The organism is Streptomyces sp. NPDC017056 (genome assembly GCF_044332485.1).
In the GTDB taxonomy this organism is placed as follows: Bacteria; Actinomycetota; Actinomycetes; order Streptomycetales; family Streptomycetaceae; genus Streptomyces.
Map to the genome: position 1 here is coordinate 379,543 of NZ_JBIRPD010000005.1, position 15,059 is coordinate 394,601.

General features: G+C 73.9%; 13 protein-coding genes. 11 read left to right on the plus strand and 2 right to left on the minus strand.

Going from position 1 to position 15,059, the window contains the following annotated elements:
• Nucleotides 1-63 precede the first annotated feature (63 nt).
• Nucleotides 64-3,258: a bifunctional cytochrome P450/NADPH--P450 reductase gene (locus ACH4OW_RS12455; protein WP_398027164.1), complete on the minus strand. Its 3,195-nt coding sequence runs from the start codon at nt 3,256-3,258 to the stop codon at nt 64-66.
• Between the two features lie 105 nt (nt 3,259-3,363).
• Between ACH4OW_RS12455 and ACH4OW_RS12460 the strand changes: the two genes are divergently transcribed.
• The 11 genes from ACH4OW_RS12460 to ACH4OW_RS12510 all read left to right on the plus strand — a co-directional run bounded on the left by ACH4OW_RS12460 (nt 3,364) and on the right by ACH4OW_RS12510 (nt 14,784).
• Nucleotides 3,364-4,026 (plus strand): PAS domain-containing protein, encoded by a 663-nt coding sequence (locus ACH4OW_RS12460; RefSeq protein ID WP_398027166.1) that lies wholly within the window; start codon nt 3,364-3,366, stop codon nt 4,024-4,026.
• Nucleotides 4,027-4,215: 189 nt separating this feature from the next.
• Entirely contained in the window at nt 4,216-4,569 is a 354-nt protein-coding gene (locus ACH4OW_RS12465; protein WP_398027168.1) for a hypothetical protein, read from the plus strand.
• Nucleotides 4,566-5,135, plus strand: coding sequence for a hypothetical protein (locus ACH4OW_RS12470; protein WP_398027170.1), 570 nt, complete (start codon nt 4,566-4,568; stop codon nt 5,133-5,135). The genes ACH4OW_RS12465 and ACH4OW_RS12470 overlap by 4 nt, the downstream gene beginning before the upstream one ends.
• A 141-nt stretch (nt 5,136-5,276) precedes the next feature.
• Nucleotides 5,277-8,138 (plus strand): peroxidase family protein, encoded by a 2,862-nt coding sequence (locus tag ACH4OW_RS12475; RefSeq protein ID WP_398027172.1) that lies wholly within the window; start codon nt 5,277-5,279, stop codon nt 8,136-8,138.
• A gap of 88 nt (nt 8,139-8,226) precedes the next feature.
• Complete coding sequence (locus ACH4OW_RS12480) at nt 8,227-8,688, plus strand: universal stress protein (protein ID WP_360130397.1); 462 nt, start codon at nt 8,227-8,229, stop codon at nt 8,686-8,688.
• A 201-nt stretch (nt 8,689-8,889) separates the two neighbouring features.
• Nucleotides 8,890-10,086, plus strand: coding sequence for a hypothetical protein (locus ACH4OW_RS12485; RefSeq protein ID WP_398027174.1), 1,197 nt, complete (start codon nt 8,890-8,892; stop codon nt 10,084-10,086).
• Nucleotides 10,087-10,162: 76 nt separating this feature from the next.
• Complete coding sequence (locus ACH4OW_RS12490) at nt 10,163-11,656, plus strand: glycoside hydrolase family 3 protein (RefSeq protein ID WP_398027176.1); 1,494 nt, start codon at nt 10,163-10,165, stop codon at nt 11,654-11,656.
• Between the two features lie 71 nt (nt 11,657-11,727).
• Entirely contained in the window at nt 11,728-12,384 is a 657-nt protein-coding gene (locus ACH4OW_RS12495) for a papain-like cysteine peptidase (RefSeq protein ID WP_360130406.1), read from the plus strand.
• Complete coding sequence (locus ACH4OW_RS12500; protein WP_398027178.1) at nt 12,381-13,139, plus strand: PIG-L deacetylase family protein; 759 nt, start codon at nt 12,381-12,383, stop codon at nt 13,137-13,139. The genes ACH4OW_RS12495 and ACH4OW_RS12500 overlap by 4 nt, the downstream gene beginning before the upstream one ends.
• Nucleotides 13,136-13,921, plus strand: coding sequence for an ABC transporter ATP-binding protein (locus ACH4OW_RS12505; RefSeq protein WP_398027180.1), 786 nt, complete (start codon nt 13,136-13,138; stop codon nt 13,919-13,921). The genes ACH4OW_RS12500 and ACH4OW_RS12505 overlap by 4 nt, the downstream gene beginning before the upstream one ends.
• On the plus strand, nt 13,918-14,784 hold the full coding sequence (locus tag ACH4OW_RS12510; RefSeq protein ID WP_398027182.1) for an ABC transporter permease: 867 nt from the start codon (nt 13,918-13,920) through the stop codon (nt 14,782-14,784). The genes ACH4OW_RS12505 and ACH4OW_RS12510 overlap by 4 nt, the downstream gene beginning before the upstream one ends.
• Nucleotides 14,785-14,796: 12 nt before the next feature.
• On the opposite strand, the gene ACH4OW_RS12515 is transcribed toward ACH4OW_RS12510, so the two are convergent.
• On the minus strand, nt 14,797-15,018 hold the full coding sequence (locus tag ACH4OW_RS12515; protein ID WP_360130418.1) for a dodecin: 222 nt from the start codon (nt 15,016-15,018) through the stop codon (nt 14,797-14,799).
• Nucleotides 15,019-15,059: the final 41 nt, after the last annotated feature.

The window sequence follows — 15,059 nt, forward strand, 5'->3', positions numbered from 1 at the left end:
ACGAAGCGCCCCGCCTCCTGCCGAGGTAGGGGCGGGGCGCAAGCCGCGCAGTGGTATCGGCGGTCAGCCTGCTGCGTACACGTCCTCTATGTAACGGCCGGCGGCCGTCAGGGTGCGGAGCCAAGCCTCGGCCTGTTCGTCGGTGGCGCCTGTGCGGGCTTTGTGCAGCTCGCGGAAGGCTGCCCGGACGCCGGGTGCCATGCGGCTGCCGTCGCCGCAGACGTATACCCGGGCCCCGGCGTCCAGCAGTGCTGCGACCTCGTCGGCCTCGGCGGTGATGCGGTGCTGGACGTAGCGGCAGTTGTTTTCGGGGCGGGTGCTGAATGCCGGGCGGAGCGAGATCGCGCCGGCGGTCTCGGCGGCTCGTAGTTCGTCGGCGTGCAGGTAGTCGGCGTCGGGGGCGTCGCAGCCGAAGTAGAGAAGGGCGGGGGGCAGTTGGCCGGTGGCGGCCAGGCGGTCGGCCACGGCGCCGCGGAAGGGGGCCAGGCCGGTGCCGGCCGCGACCAGGATGACCGGTGCCGGGTCGGCCGGGTCGAGGCGGAACGCCTCCCGGCAGGGCTGGACCCGGGCCAGGACGGTGTCGCCGGGCGCCAGGGTGTGCAGGTGGCCGGAGCCGGTGCCGCCGGGGAGCAGGGAGACCATCAGGTCGGCGTGGTGCGGGTCGGCGGCGGGTGAGGAGGACAGGGAGTAGTGGCGGACGCGCAGGGCCGGAAGCAGGTCGAGGATGACGGGCCAGGGCAGTGCGCCGCGCAGGGCCGGGTGCTCCTCGACGAGGTCGATGACGCTGCGGGTGTCGTCGGCGGCGAGGGCCTGGAGGGCGGCGCGTTCGGGCGGGCAGGGGTTGTGGGCGGCGAGGGCCGTGAGCTGCTCGGGGGTGGGGCGCGCGGCCAGTTCCACGTGGTGGGTGAGCAGTTGCCGTACGGTCAGCGGCCGGTCGACGGGCAGGGCGTCCCGGCTCGGGCGCCCGGCGCCCGCGCGGATGTCGAGGACGGTGTCGAGGTCCACGCCCAGTGCCCGTGCCGCGCGCTCGACCGCCGCGGGGCCGTTCGCCGGGAGTACGGCGAGGTGGTCGGCGGTGCGGTAGGTGACGCCGTCGGGCAGGGCGAGGCGCAGGAAGCGCTTGACGCGGGGGTGGCCGGGGGCGGTGAGGTCGTACGCCTCGGTGACGGTCATCGGCTGGAGTCCGTGGCGGTCGGCGAGGGCGTCCAGGGGGCCGCCGGTGACCTCGCGGACGGTGTAGGACGTGTCCGTGGCGCCGGCCGCGGCGTCCGCGCCGGCCGTTGCCGGGTCGCCGTAGCGTACGAGCAGTTCGGTGCGCAGGGCCGCCGTGAACGCCTTGACGGCGCCGTTCAGGTCGCCGGACGCGTCGGCCTCGCCGCGCGGGAGGAGCCGCTCGGCGCCGAGGGCGGTGAGGCGGTCGTCGAGCAGGGTCGGTACGCGCTGGTAGGTGGCGGCCCAGTTGCGGTCGCCGACGCCGAGGACCGCGTACGGCACGCCTTCGGCGCGCGCCTGTGTGCTCTCCAGCCACTGCACGAAGCGCGCCGCGTCGTCGGTCGGCTGCCCGTTGTAGGAGGCGGCGACGATGACGACCGGGCGGTCCGTGGGGAGCGCGTCGGCCGCGGTGTCGAGCGGGGCCACCTCGGTGGCGAAGCCGAGGCCGGCGGCCTCGTCGGCGATGCGCTCGGCGAAGTCGCGGCAGGTGCCGTAGTTGGTGCCGTGGAGGAGGAGCAGGGCGGTGTCCTGGTGGACCCGCGTGGGCAGGCCGTCGTCCGCGCCGGGCCGCGTGCCGTCCTGTTCGGCCGCGCCGTCTGGCAGTACCGCCAGCGCCGCGCGCAGGGCCGCCCGGTCGGCGGCCGTGCGCCTGCCGAGGGTGAGTGTGAAACCGTCCGGCTTGAGGGTCAGTGTCTCCTTGATGCGCAGCTGGTAGTCCGCGTGGTCGATGAGGCGGTAGCGGTGTACCAGCATGGCGAGCAGCATCGTCGCCTCGTGGAGCGCGAACTGCCGCCCGATGCAGGCGCGTTCGCCGGTGCCGAAGGGCTTGTACGCGTGCGGGGAGCGGGCCGCCTCGGCGTCCGGCGCGAACCGCGTGGGGTCGAACAGCTCCGGGTTGTCGCCCCAGGCCGGGTCGCGGTGCAGCATCGGGGTGAGGACGGTGACCAGCTGGCCCGCTTTCAGCGGGTAGCGGCCGCCGAGCAGGGTGTCCGTACGGGCCTGGCGGCTGAACGCGGCGGCGGTGGGCCACAGGCGCAGCGCCTCGTTGAGGACCTGGCGGGTGAAGGGCAGCCGGCCGATGTCCTCGAAGGACGGGTCGGGGTCGGTGTCGTCGCCCCACAGCTCGTCCGCCTCGCGCTGGGCCAGGCGCAGCGCGGCCGGGTCCTTGAGCAGGTGGTAGAGGGCGAAGGACAGCGCGCCCGAGGTGGTCTCGTGGCCGGCGATGAGGAAGGTGATGACCTGGTTGCGGATGTTGGCCAGGTCGAGCGTGGTGCCGTCGGCGGGGTGGGTGGCGCCGAGCATCAGGCCGAGCAGGTCGTCGGAGGTCTCGTGCGCGCCGCCGTCCTCGCCGGTACGGGAGGCGATGACCTCGTCCACGACCGAGGCGAGGTAGTCGGCGTCGGCCCGGAAGGCGGCGTCCTCCTCGGTGTAGTCGCCGTCCGGCGTGCGGCCGATGCGCTTCATGCTCCATTCCAGGCAGCGGACCATCGCCTCGACGAAGGGGTGCGCGGTGTCGCGGGAGAACGACTCGAAGTCGAAGCCGAAGCCGGCCAGGCCGATGGTGTCCAGCGTCATCCTGGTCATGTCGTCGGGGACGTCGGCGGGTGTCCCGTCGGCCGCGCGCCGGTCCCAGGCGGCGAGCACCCGGCGCGCCACCTTCAGCATCGCGGGATGGTAGGTGCGCATCGAGCCGAGGGCGAAGGCGGGCATGAGGATGTCGTGCGCCTTGGCCCAGTTCGGTTCGTCGTTGTACGCGGTGAACAGGCCGTCGCCGGCGAACTCGCGGACGTTGTCCAGCGCGACCGCGATGCCCTTGGCGAAGCGTTCCTCGTCGGCCAGCTCGGTGACCAGTTCCAGCGAGGAGACGAACGTCGTCTCGTGGCCGTGCAGCCGCCGCCGGAACACCGGGCCGTGCTCGCGGGCCTGGTCCATGGCCTGCTGGAGGGGCGTGGAGCTGAGGCCGGCGGCCGACACGTCGACGACCGGCACCTCCTCGGGAAGGCGCTCGGCCGCGTCGGACGGTGCGAACGTGATCGTCTCGGTCATGACTCAAGCGTGACCCGCCCGGGGTACCGTGCGACGCCGGGTAACTGCATGATTGTGCAGTGGTTTTTCGCTGTCCGCTCTTGCGGCCGGACCGGAGAAGGGGCAATGGACGAGACGATGGCGGGCGGCCCGGCGGGCCCGTACGAGGGGGGCTCGTGGCACAACCACTTCCTGATCCTGCTGGACCGCATTCCCGTGCCGGTCGCGGTGTGCACGGCGCACGGCGAGGTGCTGATCGCCAATCCGGCGATGGCCGCCGAGTGGGGCGCGGCCCCCGGCCGGCTGCGCGGCCGCAACCTGCTGGACCTCTTCCGCCCCCGCTCGCAGGCGCAGGTGGACCGCCTGGTCGACGCGCTGCGCCAGGGCCGCAGGTCCCGGTACCCGGTCGGGGTGCGCTGGCGGGTCGGCGCGGTCGGCGCCGAGCGGGAGGGCGAGTTGACGGTCGATCCCGTCGGCGACCCGTCGGAGCACCTGCCCGCCCTGCTGGCCCTGCTCCGCGTCCACGACGACCCGCCCGCCCCGGCCCCGGCCCGTGCGGCGGCCAACCCCGTCGAGACCCGCATCCTCGCGCTGGCCGCGTCCGGGGCCACCACCGCCGCCATCGGCAGCCGGCTCGGCCTCACGGTCGACGGGGTCAACTACCACCTCACCCGCCTCTCCCGCCGCTGGCGCGTCCAGGGCCGCGCCGCCCTGGTCGCCAAGGCGTACGTCCTGGGCGTCCTGGCCCCGGGGGTATGGCCGCCGGCGCCGGCGGCGAACGCCGAGTGAGCGCCCACCCGCAGGCGGTCAGCGACTGAATCTCGTCCAGACCGCAGCCAGGCGCCGGTGCCGACATCTATAGTCGACGCTCGACAGCTGACTGCCACGGAGCAGGCCAGCCGGAGGTTCTCGGGGGGGCAAGTGGACCCGCAGGTCATTGAATTGGCAAGTACCGCAGGAACAGCCATCGTGTCAGCCATGGCGACTGACGGCTGGCAACAAGCTCGAGAGCGCGTTGCGACGCTCTGGCGCCGGTTTCGCCCTGACGACGTCGAAGCGTGCATGCAGGACCTCGACGCAGCTTACGCCACCTCGCACGGGGGAGCCGCAGGAGCGCCGCAGAACGATTCATCTGTACATGCCACATGGCAAGGGCGCCTGTTGACCCTCCTGCTTTCAGATCACGCCGCCGCCGAAGAAGTCCGTCAATTGACGCACATACTTCATGCTATGAACCCCGCGCCGCCTCCCCATGTCACCCAACGCGCCGAGGTTCGTGATCACGGCCGTGTTTACCAAGCTGGCCGCGACCAATACATTCCGGAACGATGAGCCACCCCTCATGGGAGGATGAGGAGCGCGACTGGCGAATGTACGGCAGCGCTTCGGACGACGGGGCTGTTTACCAAGCGGGGCGCGACCAGCACATCACCGAGACCCACTACCACTTTGGCCCGGGTGCGGGCCGGGAACTGGACTCTGACGACGAAGATGTGCCCTACGTATCTCCGGATTACGCCACTGACGACCATTACTGTGAAGGTGGCTTCCTATACGGCCTCGGCACTGCCTTGCTCTTCTTGCTGACCCCCGTACCGCTGCTCATCGTGGGGACGAGCATTCAGGTGATATACACGAGCCGCCCCAGCCCCTCCACGTGGTGGAGCCTGCTATATTCCCTCGTGTCCTTCGTCGTGGCAGCGGGTATCGGCTACCGGGTGTTGACTTCGGCTTTGCAACGCACCAGCTGGTCGTATGCCGGGGACCGTTTCGCCGCCGGCATCTCCGTTCTGGGCTCCCTGGCTCTGTTCGTCTACTCGCTGATTCGAGATCCCGCCCAAGCGGGGACAATCGGCGAATGGGCCCACTTGCTGGCGGAGACGCTCGGACCGACCTGAGCCGTCCATTCCCCGCCCCACCACAGCCCGCTCGCCCGACCTCCGCGTAGATCCACAATCCCGCCCGAAACACCCCCTGTCCGGCCACTCGGGGGGCGAGTAGCGTCAAGCGCCCTTCTTCCGTACGGAGGGTGTCCTGCCATGGCCGACACCGTGAGTCACACGCAGTACGAGACGTACGAAGGCGGCAGCCCGGAGGCGGAGCGGGTGGTCTTCGAGGAGCTGGCGCGGCAGTTGATGCGGGTGCAGCTGAAGAACCGGAAGAGCAGCGGGGCGCCGGGCGTCGAGCGGGCCTTCCACGCCAAGGCCGCGCTGGGCGTGGAGAACGCCAGGCTGCGCTTCGACGAGGAGCTGCCCGCGGCGCTGGCCTCCGGATTCGTGCAGCCGGGCGCGGAGTACCCCGCGATGGTGCGGCTGTCGAACGCGAGCGGTACGGCACAGCCGGACATCGCGCCCGACCTGCGGGGGATCGCCGTGCGCGTCGAGGTGTCGGCGGAGGAGACGCACGACCTGCTGGCGACCAACTTCCCGGTGTCGCACGCGCGTGACGCGCGGGAGTTCGTGGCGTTCGCCAAGGCGATGGCGGGGGCCGGCAACACCGTGCAGAAGGCGTTCGGGCTGCTGGTGAAGCTGCCGCTGGCGGTGGGCTGGCGCACGGCCGCGCGGATGCGCCGCAACGTGCAGGCCGCCACGCGGCACACGGTCGGCTCGCTGGCGCGCGAGACGTACTGGAGCCGTGGCGCGGTGCTGTGGGGCGAGGCCGGTCCGGTCCGCTACCAGCTGCGGCCCGCGCCCGGTGGCACGCCCGCGCCGCCCCCCGACCGGCACGACCCGGACCTGCTGCGCCACGAGCTGGCCGGGCGGCTGGCGCTGGCGGACGTCGAGTTCGAGCTGTGCGTGCAGCGGTTCGTGAACGAGAAGCGCACCCCGGTCGAGGACGGCGCGGCGCAGTGGCGGGAGGCGGACGCGCCGGTGGTCCCGGTCGGGCGGCTGACGATCCCCCGGCAGGACGTGACCACTGCCGAGGCCCGCTCGGCGGCCCGCCGGGTGGAGGCGCAGGCGTTCAACCCGTGGCACACCACGGACGACTTCCGCCCGCTGGGCAACCTCAACCGGGCGCGCAAGGCCGCGTACCGGGCGAGCGCCGGGCACCGGCTCGGCACCCGGTTCCGCACGGAGGAGCCGCTGCGCAACACCGTCGTCGGCGTGCCCGTGCGGGCCGCCTTCCGCGCCGTCAACCGGTACGTGCCCTGGCACAAGCTGCCGCTGAACCTGAGCCTGCTCAACCTGGTGGCGCTGCGGCAGGCGCTGCGCCGCTTCAACCTCATCGACACCGAGGTTCCGGAGGCGCCGCCGCGGGCCGTGCCGGTGCCGGAGACGGTGGACGAGGGCGCGCGGACGGCCCGTACGTACGACGGCTCCTCCACCGACCTGTCGGAGCCCCGGATGGGCGCGATCGGCTCCACCTTCGGCCGCAACCTCCGGCCGGTGTACCGGCCGGACCTGGACATCGTGCCGAACCCGGTGACCACGGCGCGCGAGCTGCTGCACCGTACGGCGTTCCGGCCCGCGTCCTCGCTGAACATCCTCGCCGCGGCGTGGATCCAGTTCCAGGTGCACGACTGGGTCAACCACCGGCGGTACAAGACCGGCGAGCGGTCGGTGGAGATCCCGATGCCGCCCGGCAGCGCCTGGACGAACCGGCCCGGCGGGCCGCCCGAGGACGTGATGCGGTTCGCCGAGAACGTCGGCATCGAGCGGCCGGGCGAGCCGCCGCTGCTGTTCACCAACACCACCTCGCCGTGGTGGGACGGCTCGGAGGTGTACGGCGGCGACGAGGCCACCGCGCGCTCGCTGCGCGAGCCGGACGGCGCGAAGCTGCGCCTGGAGGACGGCCACCTCCCGGTCGGCGCGGGCGGCATCCCGCTGACCGGCTTCAACGAGAACTGGTGGCTGGGCCTGAGCGTGATGCACACGCTCTTCGCCCGGGAGCACAACGCGCTGTGCGACGCGCTGCACGCCGAGTACCCCACCATGAGCCAGGACCGGATCTACCACACGGCCCGGCTGATCGTCGCGGCGCTGATCGCGAAGATCCACACGGTGGAGTGGACGCCGGCGATCCTGGCCACCGAGGCCATCGACGTCGGGCTGAAGACCAACTGGCAGGGCCCGCCGGACAAGTGGCTGAGCAAGCTGGGGCTGTGGCTGGTCGAGTCGCACGCCCTGCGCGGCATCCCCGAGACCCTGCCCGACCACCATAAGGTGCCGTACTCGCTGACCGAGGACTTCGTCACCGTCTACCGGATGCACCCGCTGATCCCGGACGACTACGAGCTGCGCGAGCACCGCTTCGGGCAGCGCGTGGAGAGCGTCACGTTCGACGACATCCAGGGCGTGGCGGCCGAGGCGGTGGCCCGCAAGACCGGGCTGACCGACACCCTGTACTCGCTCGGCATCGCGCACCCGGGCGCGATCACCCTGCACAACTACCCGCAGGCGCTGACCCGCTTCGAACGGGACGGGGAGATCATCGACCTGTCGGTGGTCGACCTCGTACGGACCCGGCGGCGCGGGGTGCCGCGCTACAACGACTTCCGGGCGGGGCTGCACAAGCCGCGGGTGGCCCGCTTCGAGGACATCAGCTCCGATCCGGGGACGGTGGCGCGGCTCAAGGAGGTCTACCGCAACGTCGACGAGGTCGACACGATGGTGGGGCTGTTCGCCGAGAACCCGCCGAAGGGCTTCGGGTTCAGCGACACCGCCTTCCGGGTCTTCATACTGATGGCGACCCGCCGCATCCAGTCCGACCGGTTCCTGACCGTCGACTTCCGGCCCGAGCTGTACACGCCGCTCGGCATGGACTGGATCGCCCGCGGCGGGATGAACTCGGTCATCCTGCGGCACTGCCCCGAGCTGGCCGCGATGCTGCCGCGCGACGCGAGCGCCTTCGCGCCGTGGCGGCCGGTGCTCCCGGTGCGCGGCGACGGCCCGGGTTCGTGAGGGACGCGGCCGCACCGTGCCACCGGGGGTGCGCGCCCCGGCGGAGCCCTGCCGAGGAGCGGAAGGAGGCGCCCGATAACCTCCTCACGTGGAGGAGAACACGCCCGCGCCTTTCGAGCGCGGTACGGACGGCCCGAAGGTCATCGTCGTCGGCGTCGACGGCTCGGATTCGTCGTGGCGCGCCGCCGCCTACGCGGCGGGGCTGGCCCGCCGGCAGGGTTCCATGCTGGCCCTGGTGTACGTCCAGCCGGTGCTGCCGGCCGGGGCGGCCATGGGGGCGCCGGTCGTGGACGCCACGAGCGAGGTCGCCGAGGAGCTGATGGCGGAGATCCGCGAGGCGACGGAGCGGGTGCAGGGGATGTACGACGTGCGCTGGGAGTTCCACACGCTGCGTGGCGACCCGTACAGCGGCATGGTGCGGATGGCCGACGAGCTGACGGCGGACGCCGTGGTGGTGGGGGCCTCGGAGTCCGCCGGGCACCGGATCATGGGGTCGGTGGCGGTGCGGCTGGTCAAGGCGGGCCGCTGGCCGGTGACGGTGGTTCCGTAGCCCGCCCTTCCCGGTCCGGGTGCACGGCGCCCGGACCGGCCTTTTCCGGCCACGGTCACGGCCGGAATGCAGACCTCAACCAGATTGGTCTGGACCACGCCGACGGCGGCGGTTAGGGTCCTTGCGAACGGCGCGCCACCCACCGCAGTCCTCGCAGCACCCGCTTCGCTCCCCCGCCAGCTCCGCACCTGGGACCGGTCCATGATCGAAATCGTGGTCGTACTCCGGGTCGAGGACGCCGTCCTCGACTTCCTCTCCGTCCTCCTCGACCCCGACCCCGGCGGCGGCCCGGCCACCGTGGTCCTCGCCGACCGGGGCACCGTCCTCCCCCTGCCCGCCGACGCCACCCCGGCCGAACGGCTCGCCCTGCTCGCGCCGCACGTACGGTCCGGCGCCGACGACGCCGCCTCGCCCGGCCCCGACGCCCTCGCCGACCTGGTCCGCAGGGCCGCCGACGGCCGCTCCGCACGCGTGTGGACCCACTCGCCCGCCGACAACCGGCGCAGCCGCGGCCGCGTCGGCCGGGACACCGCCATCGCCTGCGCCGGGCTCGCCGCAGCCGCCGGCGCGACCGCCACGCCGCTGCTGACCGTGCGGCACGCCGTCGGCTACTCCCCCTTCCTCCAATTCGTCAGCGACCTCGACCGCCCCCTCGGACGGGCACAGGTCGCCGCCAAGCTGGACTTCGCCAACGACGCGTGCGCCGCGCTCCTGGACACCTCCTCGCCGGAGTTCGTGGTGCAGACGCCGCGCATCCCCGCCGTCGAGCGGTTCTTCGCCGCCGACCCCGGCGAACGCGAACGGCTCTTCGCGCTGCTCGCCAGCCTCGGCGACGAGGCCGCCGCCGTCGCCGACCCGTGGGAGTTCGCCACCTCGCCGTACGAGGCGCGGCGCCTGGACACGACCGCCGCCTGGATACGGCGCCACTGCCCGCCCGACCGGGGGCACCTGGTCGAAGTGGGCGCCTGCGAGGGCGCGTTGACCTCCCGGCTCGCGGCGGACGGCTTCTCCGTCCACGCCACCGAACCCAACCCGCTCTTCCGCGCGCGGCTCGCCACCGCCCAGGCCGGCAGCGGTTCCGTACAGGTCCGCTCCGACGACCTGGCGGGCCTGGCCAAGGACGGCCCGGCGGGCGCCGCGTACCTGCTGGTCGAAATGCTCTACTACGGGCAGGACTTGACGCTGCTCGACGACCTGCCCACCGACCTGCTGTTCGTCGCCCTGGAGCCAGAGGCGCTCCGCACCCGGCTGCGCCCGTGGCTCGCCGCGTCCACGGCATGGCGGACGGTGGAAGAGACCCGGCTCGTCGCGCCCCGGGTGGAGCCGGTCTGCGGCGGCCGCGCGTACCTGAGCAAGCGCGGCAGCGTCGGGCTGGTGCTGCGGCGCGCCGGCGCCTGACCCCGCCGCGCCGCCGACCGCAGCGGCCCGGCCGCCCCACCTTCTCCCCGTACCTCCCGTACCGGAAGGCTCCGCCATGCGCGCCGACATCTCCCTGGTCAACGCCTGCCTGCTGCCGGCCTACGCAGGCCGCTCGCCCGCCGACTGGATCCTCCGCGCGGCAGAAGCGGGCCTGGCGGGCGTCGGCCTGTTCGGCACCAACTTCCCCCCGGGCGCCGGTTCGCTGCGCGAGGAGGTCACCGGGCCCCTTCGCGCCGTACGCCCCGACCTGCTCATCGCGCTCGACGAGGAGGGCGGTGACGTGACCAGGCTCGACTACCGGCGCGGCAGCGTCTACCCGGGCAGCCACGCCCTCGGCGCCGTCGACGACACCGGGCTCACGCGGGAGGTGGGCGCGGCGATCGCCCGCGACCTGCGGGCCGAGGGGGTCAACCTCTGCCTGGGCCCGTGCGCGGACGTCAACTCCCGCCCGGACAACCCCATCATCGGCGTCCGCTCCTTCGGCGACCGGCCGGACCTGGTGGCGCGGCACACCGCGGCGTACGTCCGGGGCGTCCAGGACGCCGGGGTCGCCGCCACCCTCAAGCACTTCCCCGGGCACGGCGACACCCGGACCGACTCGCACGCCGAACTGCCGGACGTCGACCGCGACGCGGCGTCCCTCGACGCGGTGGACCTGCCGCCGTTCCGCGCCGGGATCGCGGCCGGCGCCCGGGCCGTGATGACCGGTCACATCCGGCTCTCCCGGCTGGACGGCCTGCCCGCGACGCTGAGCCGGCGGATCGTGACCGGACTGCTGCGCGAACAGCTGGGCTACCGGGGCGTGGTGCTGACCGACGCGCTGGAGATGGCCCCGATCGTCCGGCGCTGGGGGTACGGCGGCGCGGCGGTCGCCGCGCTGGCGGCCGGAGCGGACCTGGTGGTGCTCGGCGCGACCGACGGCGAGAAGCTGCTGCCCGAGGTCCACGACGCCGTCCAGGAGGCGCTGGACCGGGGCACGCTGACGTTGGAACGGGTGGCGGAGGCGGCCTGCCGGGTCGCGTCGCTGCGCGCCTGGGCCGATCCGGGCAGACGCGCCGGGCAACCGGACGGGCCGTCGCCTGCCGTCGGCCTGGCCGCCGCCCGCCGGGCCCTGTGGGCGCACCGCGTGCCCCGGCCCGCCGACGGCCGGCCGTTGCACACCGTACGGCTGGCCACCGTCGCCAACCTGGCGGTCGGCGAGGCGCCTTGGGGGCTGCGCGCCCCGCTCCTGGGCCTCGGCGCGCTCGCCTCCGCCACGGACGTGGAGCCGGGCACCGACCCCGCCGCGGTCCGCGCGCCGGCCGGTGCGGGACCGCTCGCCGTGGTCGTGCGGGACGCGGCGCGCGACCCCTGGCAGCTCGCGGTGCTGCGGGCCCTGCGCGCCCGGCGCCCCGACCTGGTCACCGTGGACATGGGCCTGGCGCCGGGCGGGCCGCTGCCCGGCGACGCCCCGGCAACCCTGTTCACCCGCGGCGCCGGGCTGGCCAACGCCGCCGCGGCGGCGGAGTACCTGAGCGGCCGCACCTGGCGCGGCCCGCTACGCACGTGAACGGCGGCCCGCCCCGGCGCGGCACCGGGCACACGGGAGGACGGCCACGGCACGGACAAGGGGGAACCGGCGTGTACGACAGCTGCGTGGGGCTCGGGTACCACTGCGAGTCCACGTACCAGATCCGGCGCTTCACGGGCGTCGGGCGTGCCCACTTCTTCGACTGGCTCGACCTCGACTTCGAGTCGGTCGTGGAGGCCGTCGCTGAGGACTTCAGCAACGTGCTGCGGCCGGGACTGGCCGAACCGTTCGACGAGGGCCGGTGCGCCCTGGACCGCGGCTCCGACATCCGCTTCTACCACGAGTTCCACCCCGCGGCGGGCGCCGGCGCCCCGCTCACCCAGCAGGACATCGACGACCAGTTCCCGAAGGTGCGGGCCAAGTTCGCCGCGCTGGCGGCACGCTGGCGCTCCCTCGCCCGTTCCCCCGCCCGCGTGCTGTACGTCCATCACGACGCCTGGGACGAGCTGACCGCCGCCGACCTGCGCCGCCTGCGCGCGGTGATCGCGGCGCAGCACCCCGGCCACCGGTTCGCCCTGCACTGGGTGCGCCGCACCACGCCGCCCGACGCCGCCACGCTCGGCCCCGGCATCACCTGGGCCACCGCCGCCGCGGCCCCCGGCCGCTGGCAGGGCGACGACGCCGCCTGGGACGCGGCCCTGGCCCCCGTACTCGGCACGCCCCTGCGCGTGTCCGCACCGCCCCCGGCACTAAGGACCCCCGCATGACGCCTCCCCCGCCGCGCACCGTCATCCTCTCCCCGCACTTCGACGACGCCGCCCTCTCCCTGGCGGGCCTCATCCCCCTGCTGCCCGCCCCGGTGACCGTGGTGACCGTCTTCGGCGGCGCCCCCGCGGGCGATCCCCCCGTCTCCTGGTGGGACAGCACCTGCGGCTTCTCGACGGCCGCCGAGGCGCACCGCGCCCGGCTCGCGGAGGACGCGCGGGCCGCCGGACTGCTCGGCGTCTCCCAGGCCGTACTGGACCACCCCGACGGCCCGTACGGCGACGGCGGGGAACTCGACGGCATCGACGCCTACTTGTCCGGGCTGCCGGCCCCGCTCCCGCTCGTCCTGCTGCCCATCGGGACCAACCAGCCCGACCACCAGCGGGTCCGCGACCGCGCCCTGCGCGTCCTCGACGGGCTCGGCGCGCCGCTGCCCCTGCTGTACGCCGACCTCCCGTACACCGGCCACCTGCCCGAGTGGGGCACGCCGGACGCCGACCGCGCGCTCGGCGGGAACCCGGCCTACGGGCCCGCGTACCAGGACCTGCTGGCCCGCTACGCCCTCGGCGTCGCACACGACCTCGTCCTCACCGACGAGCAGTGGGCCCGCAAGCGCGAGGCGGTGCTCTGCTACGGCTCGCAGCTCGCCCCGCTGGCCGCCGACCACGGGAGCCTGCTGGCCCGCGGCGGGCCGCTGCGGGCCGAACGCGTCTGGTCGCCGGCACGCCGTCGGCAGCCGGCCGGGGAGGTCGCGTGAGCGAGCCTGTCCTCCAAGCGCGCGGACTGGTCAAGGACTACCGCCGCGGCCGGGTCGTCGACGGCGTACGGCTGACCGTGCACGAGGGCGAGCGGGTCGGCCTGCTCGGGCCCAACGGCGCGGGCAAGACCACCACCCTGCTGATGTGCCTGGGCGCGGTGGAGCCGGACGGCGGCAGCGTGCACGTCCTGGGCCACCGGTTGCCCGCCCGGCGCGCCGACGCGATGCGCGGCGTCGGCTTCGCGGCCGGCTACCTGCCGCTCCCCGACCGCCTGCGGGTGCACGAGTACCTGCGGCTGTACGCGGACCTGTACGGGCTGCGCGCCCCGCGCGCGGCGGTGGAACGCGCCCTGGACCACTTCGGCATCGGCCACCTGGCCACCGCCATCGGCACGGAACTCTCCAGCGGGCAGCGGACGCTGGTAGGCATCGCCAAGGCGGCCCTGCACGCCCCCCGGCTCCTCGTCCTGGACGAGCCCACCGCGGCCCTGGACCCGGACATCGCCCTGCGGGTGCGGACCGGGCTCCTGGACCTGTGCGCGCGGCACGGCACCGCGCTGCTGGTCACCAGCCACGACATGGTCGAGGTGGAGCGGCTGTGCGAGCGGGTGGTCTTCCTCGCGGCCGGGCGGGTGACCGCGGACGGCACGCCGGAGGAGGTGGCGCGGCAGTTCGCGCAGCGCGACCTGGAGGGGGTCTTCCTGCACCTCGCGGAGGAGCGTGACCGCGAGCGCGACCGGGCCCGCGACGGCCTGGACCGGGCGGGGGCGGGTGCCGGATGAGCGCCACCGAGGCATCCGGCCTGCACGGGCCCGTCGCGGCCAGTGCGCACCGGATACGCGCCGTCGCCCGCAGGCACTGGCTGGTGCTGCGCCGCAGCCCGCACCGGATCTTCGACGTCCTGGTCTGGCCGGTCGTCGACACGCTGCTGTACGGCTCCATCGGCCTGTTCGCCGCGAAGGCGGCCGGCGGCGGGGCGGGCGCGGGCCAAGGCGCCGGCCTCGGCACCGGGCCGACGCTCGCGGTCTTCCTGCTCAGCGGCACCGTCCTGTGGCATCTGGTCCACCAGACGCAGATCTCCCTGGCCACCGGGTTCCTGGAGGAGACCTGGTCACGCAATGTGGTCGGGCTGCTCAGCACGCCGCTGCGCGGCTGGGAGTACCTGGCCGGGGTGGGCCTGTTCGCCCTGGTGCGCACGGCGCTGAGCACGTGCATGGTGGCCGCGCTGGCCTATGGCGCGTACGCCTTCGACGTGACGTCGCTGGGCCTCGGGCTGATTCCCGTCGCGGCGCTGCTGCTGCTCTGCGGCTGGGCGGTGGCCCTCGCGGTGGTGGGCCTGGTGCTGCGCTACGGCAGCGGGGCGGAGGCGCTGGTCTGGGGCGGGCTTTCGGTGGTGATGCCGCTGTCCGGGGTCTTCTACCCGGTCGACACGCTTCCCGCGCCGCTGCAACCGGTCGCCGAGGCGCTGCCCACCACGCACGTCTTCGCAGCGGGCCGGACCCTGGCAGCGGGCGGGCCCACGCCGTGGCACGAACTCGCCGTGGCCACGCTGGGCACCGCCGCGCTGCTGGTCCTGGCCCTGTTCTTCCTGGGCCGCATGCTGGCCGCCTTCCGCCGCCGCGGCCTGGTCACCCGGTACTCGTGAGCCGGGGCGCCGTCACCCCTCCTCGGAGTCCTCCAGCCGGAAACCGACCTTCAGCCCGACCTGGTAGTGCTCGATCTCGCCGTCGACGATGTGGCCGCGTACCTCCGAGACCTCGAACCAGTCCAGTCCGCGCAGCGTCTGCGCCGCCCGCTTGACGCCGTTGCGGATCGCGGCGTCCACGCCCTCCGGGGAGGTGCCCACGATCTCTGTCACCCGGTACGTGTGATTCGACATGCCCGCTCCTTTACCCGCCGGTATGGGTTAGGCAGGTGTTG

Bases quoted from the DNA above. Each gene is read 5' to 3' on its own strand.
- ACH4OW_RS12515 (WP_360130418.1), bottom strand. From the start codon at position 15,018: ATGTCGAATCACACGTACCGGGTGACAGAGATCGTGGGCACCTCCCCG.
- ACH4OW_RS12460 (WP_398027166.1), top strand. From the start codon at position 3,364: ATGGACGAGACGATGGCGGGCGGCCCGGCGGGCCCGTACGAGGGGGGC.
- ACH4OW_RS12490 (WP_398027176.1), top strand. From the start codon at position 10,163: ATGCGCGCCGACATCTCCCTGGTCAACGCCTGCCTGCTGCCGGCCTAC.
- ACH4OW_RS12485 (WP_398027174.1), top strand. From the start codon at position 8,890: ATGATCGAAATCGTGGTCGTACTCCGGGTCGAGGACGCCGTCCTCGAC.
- ACH4OW_RS12500 (WP_398027178.1), top strand. From the start codon at position 12,381: ATGACGCCTCCCCCGCCGCGCACCGTCATCCTCTCCCCGCACTTCGAC.
- ACH4OW_RS12475 (WP_398027172.1), top strand. From the start codon at position 5,277: ATGGCCGACACCGTGAGTCACACGCAGTACGAGACGTACGAAGGCGGC.
- ACH4OW_RS12465 (WP_398027168.1), top strand. From the start codon at position 4,216: ATGGCGACTGACGGCTGGCAACAAGCTCGAGAGCGCGTTGCGACGCTC.
- ACH4OW_RS12470 (WP_398027170.1), top strand. From the start codon at position 4,566: ATGAGCCACCCCTCATGGGAGGATGAGGAGCGCGACTGGCGAATGTAC.
- ACH4OW_RS12455 (WP_398027164.1), bottom strand. From the start codon at position 3,258: ATGACCGAGACGATCACGTTCGCACCGTCCGACGCGGCCGAGCGCCTT.
- ACH4OW_RS12510 (WP_398027182.1), top strand. From the start codon at position 13,918: ATGAGCGCCACCGAGGCATCCGGCCTGCACGGGCCCGTCGCGGCCAGT.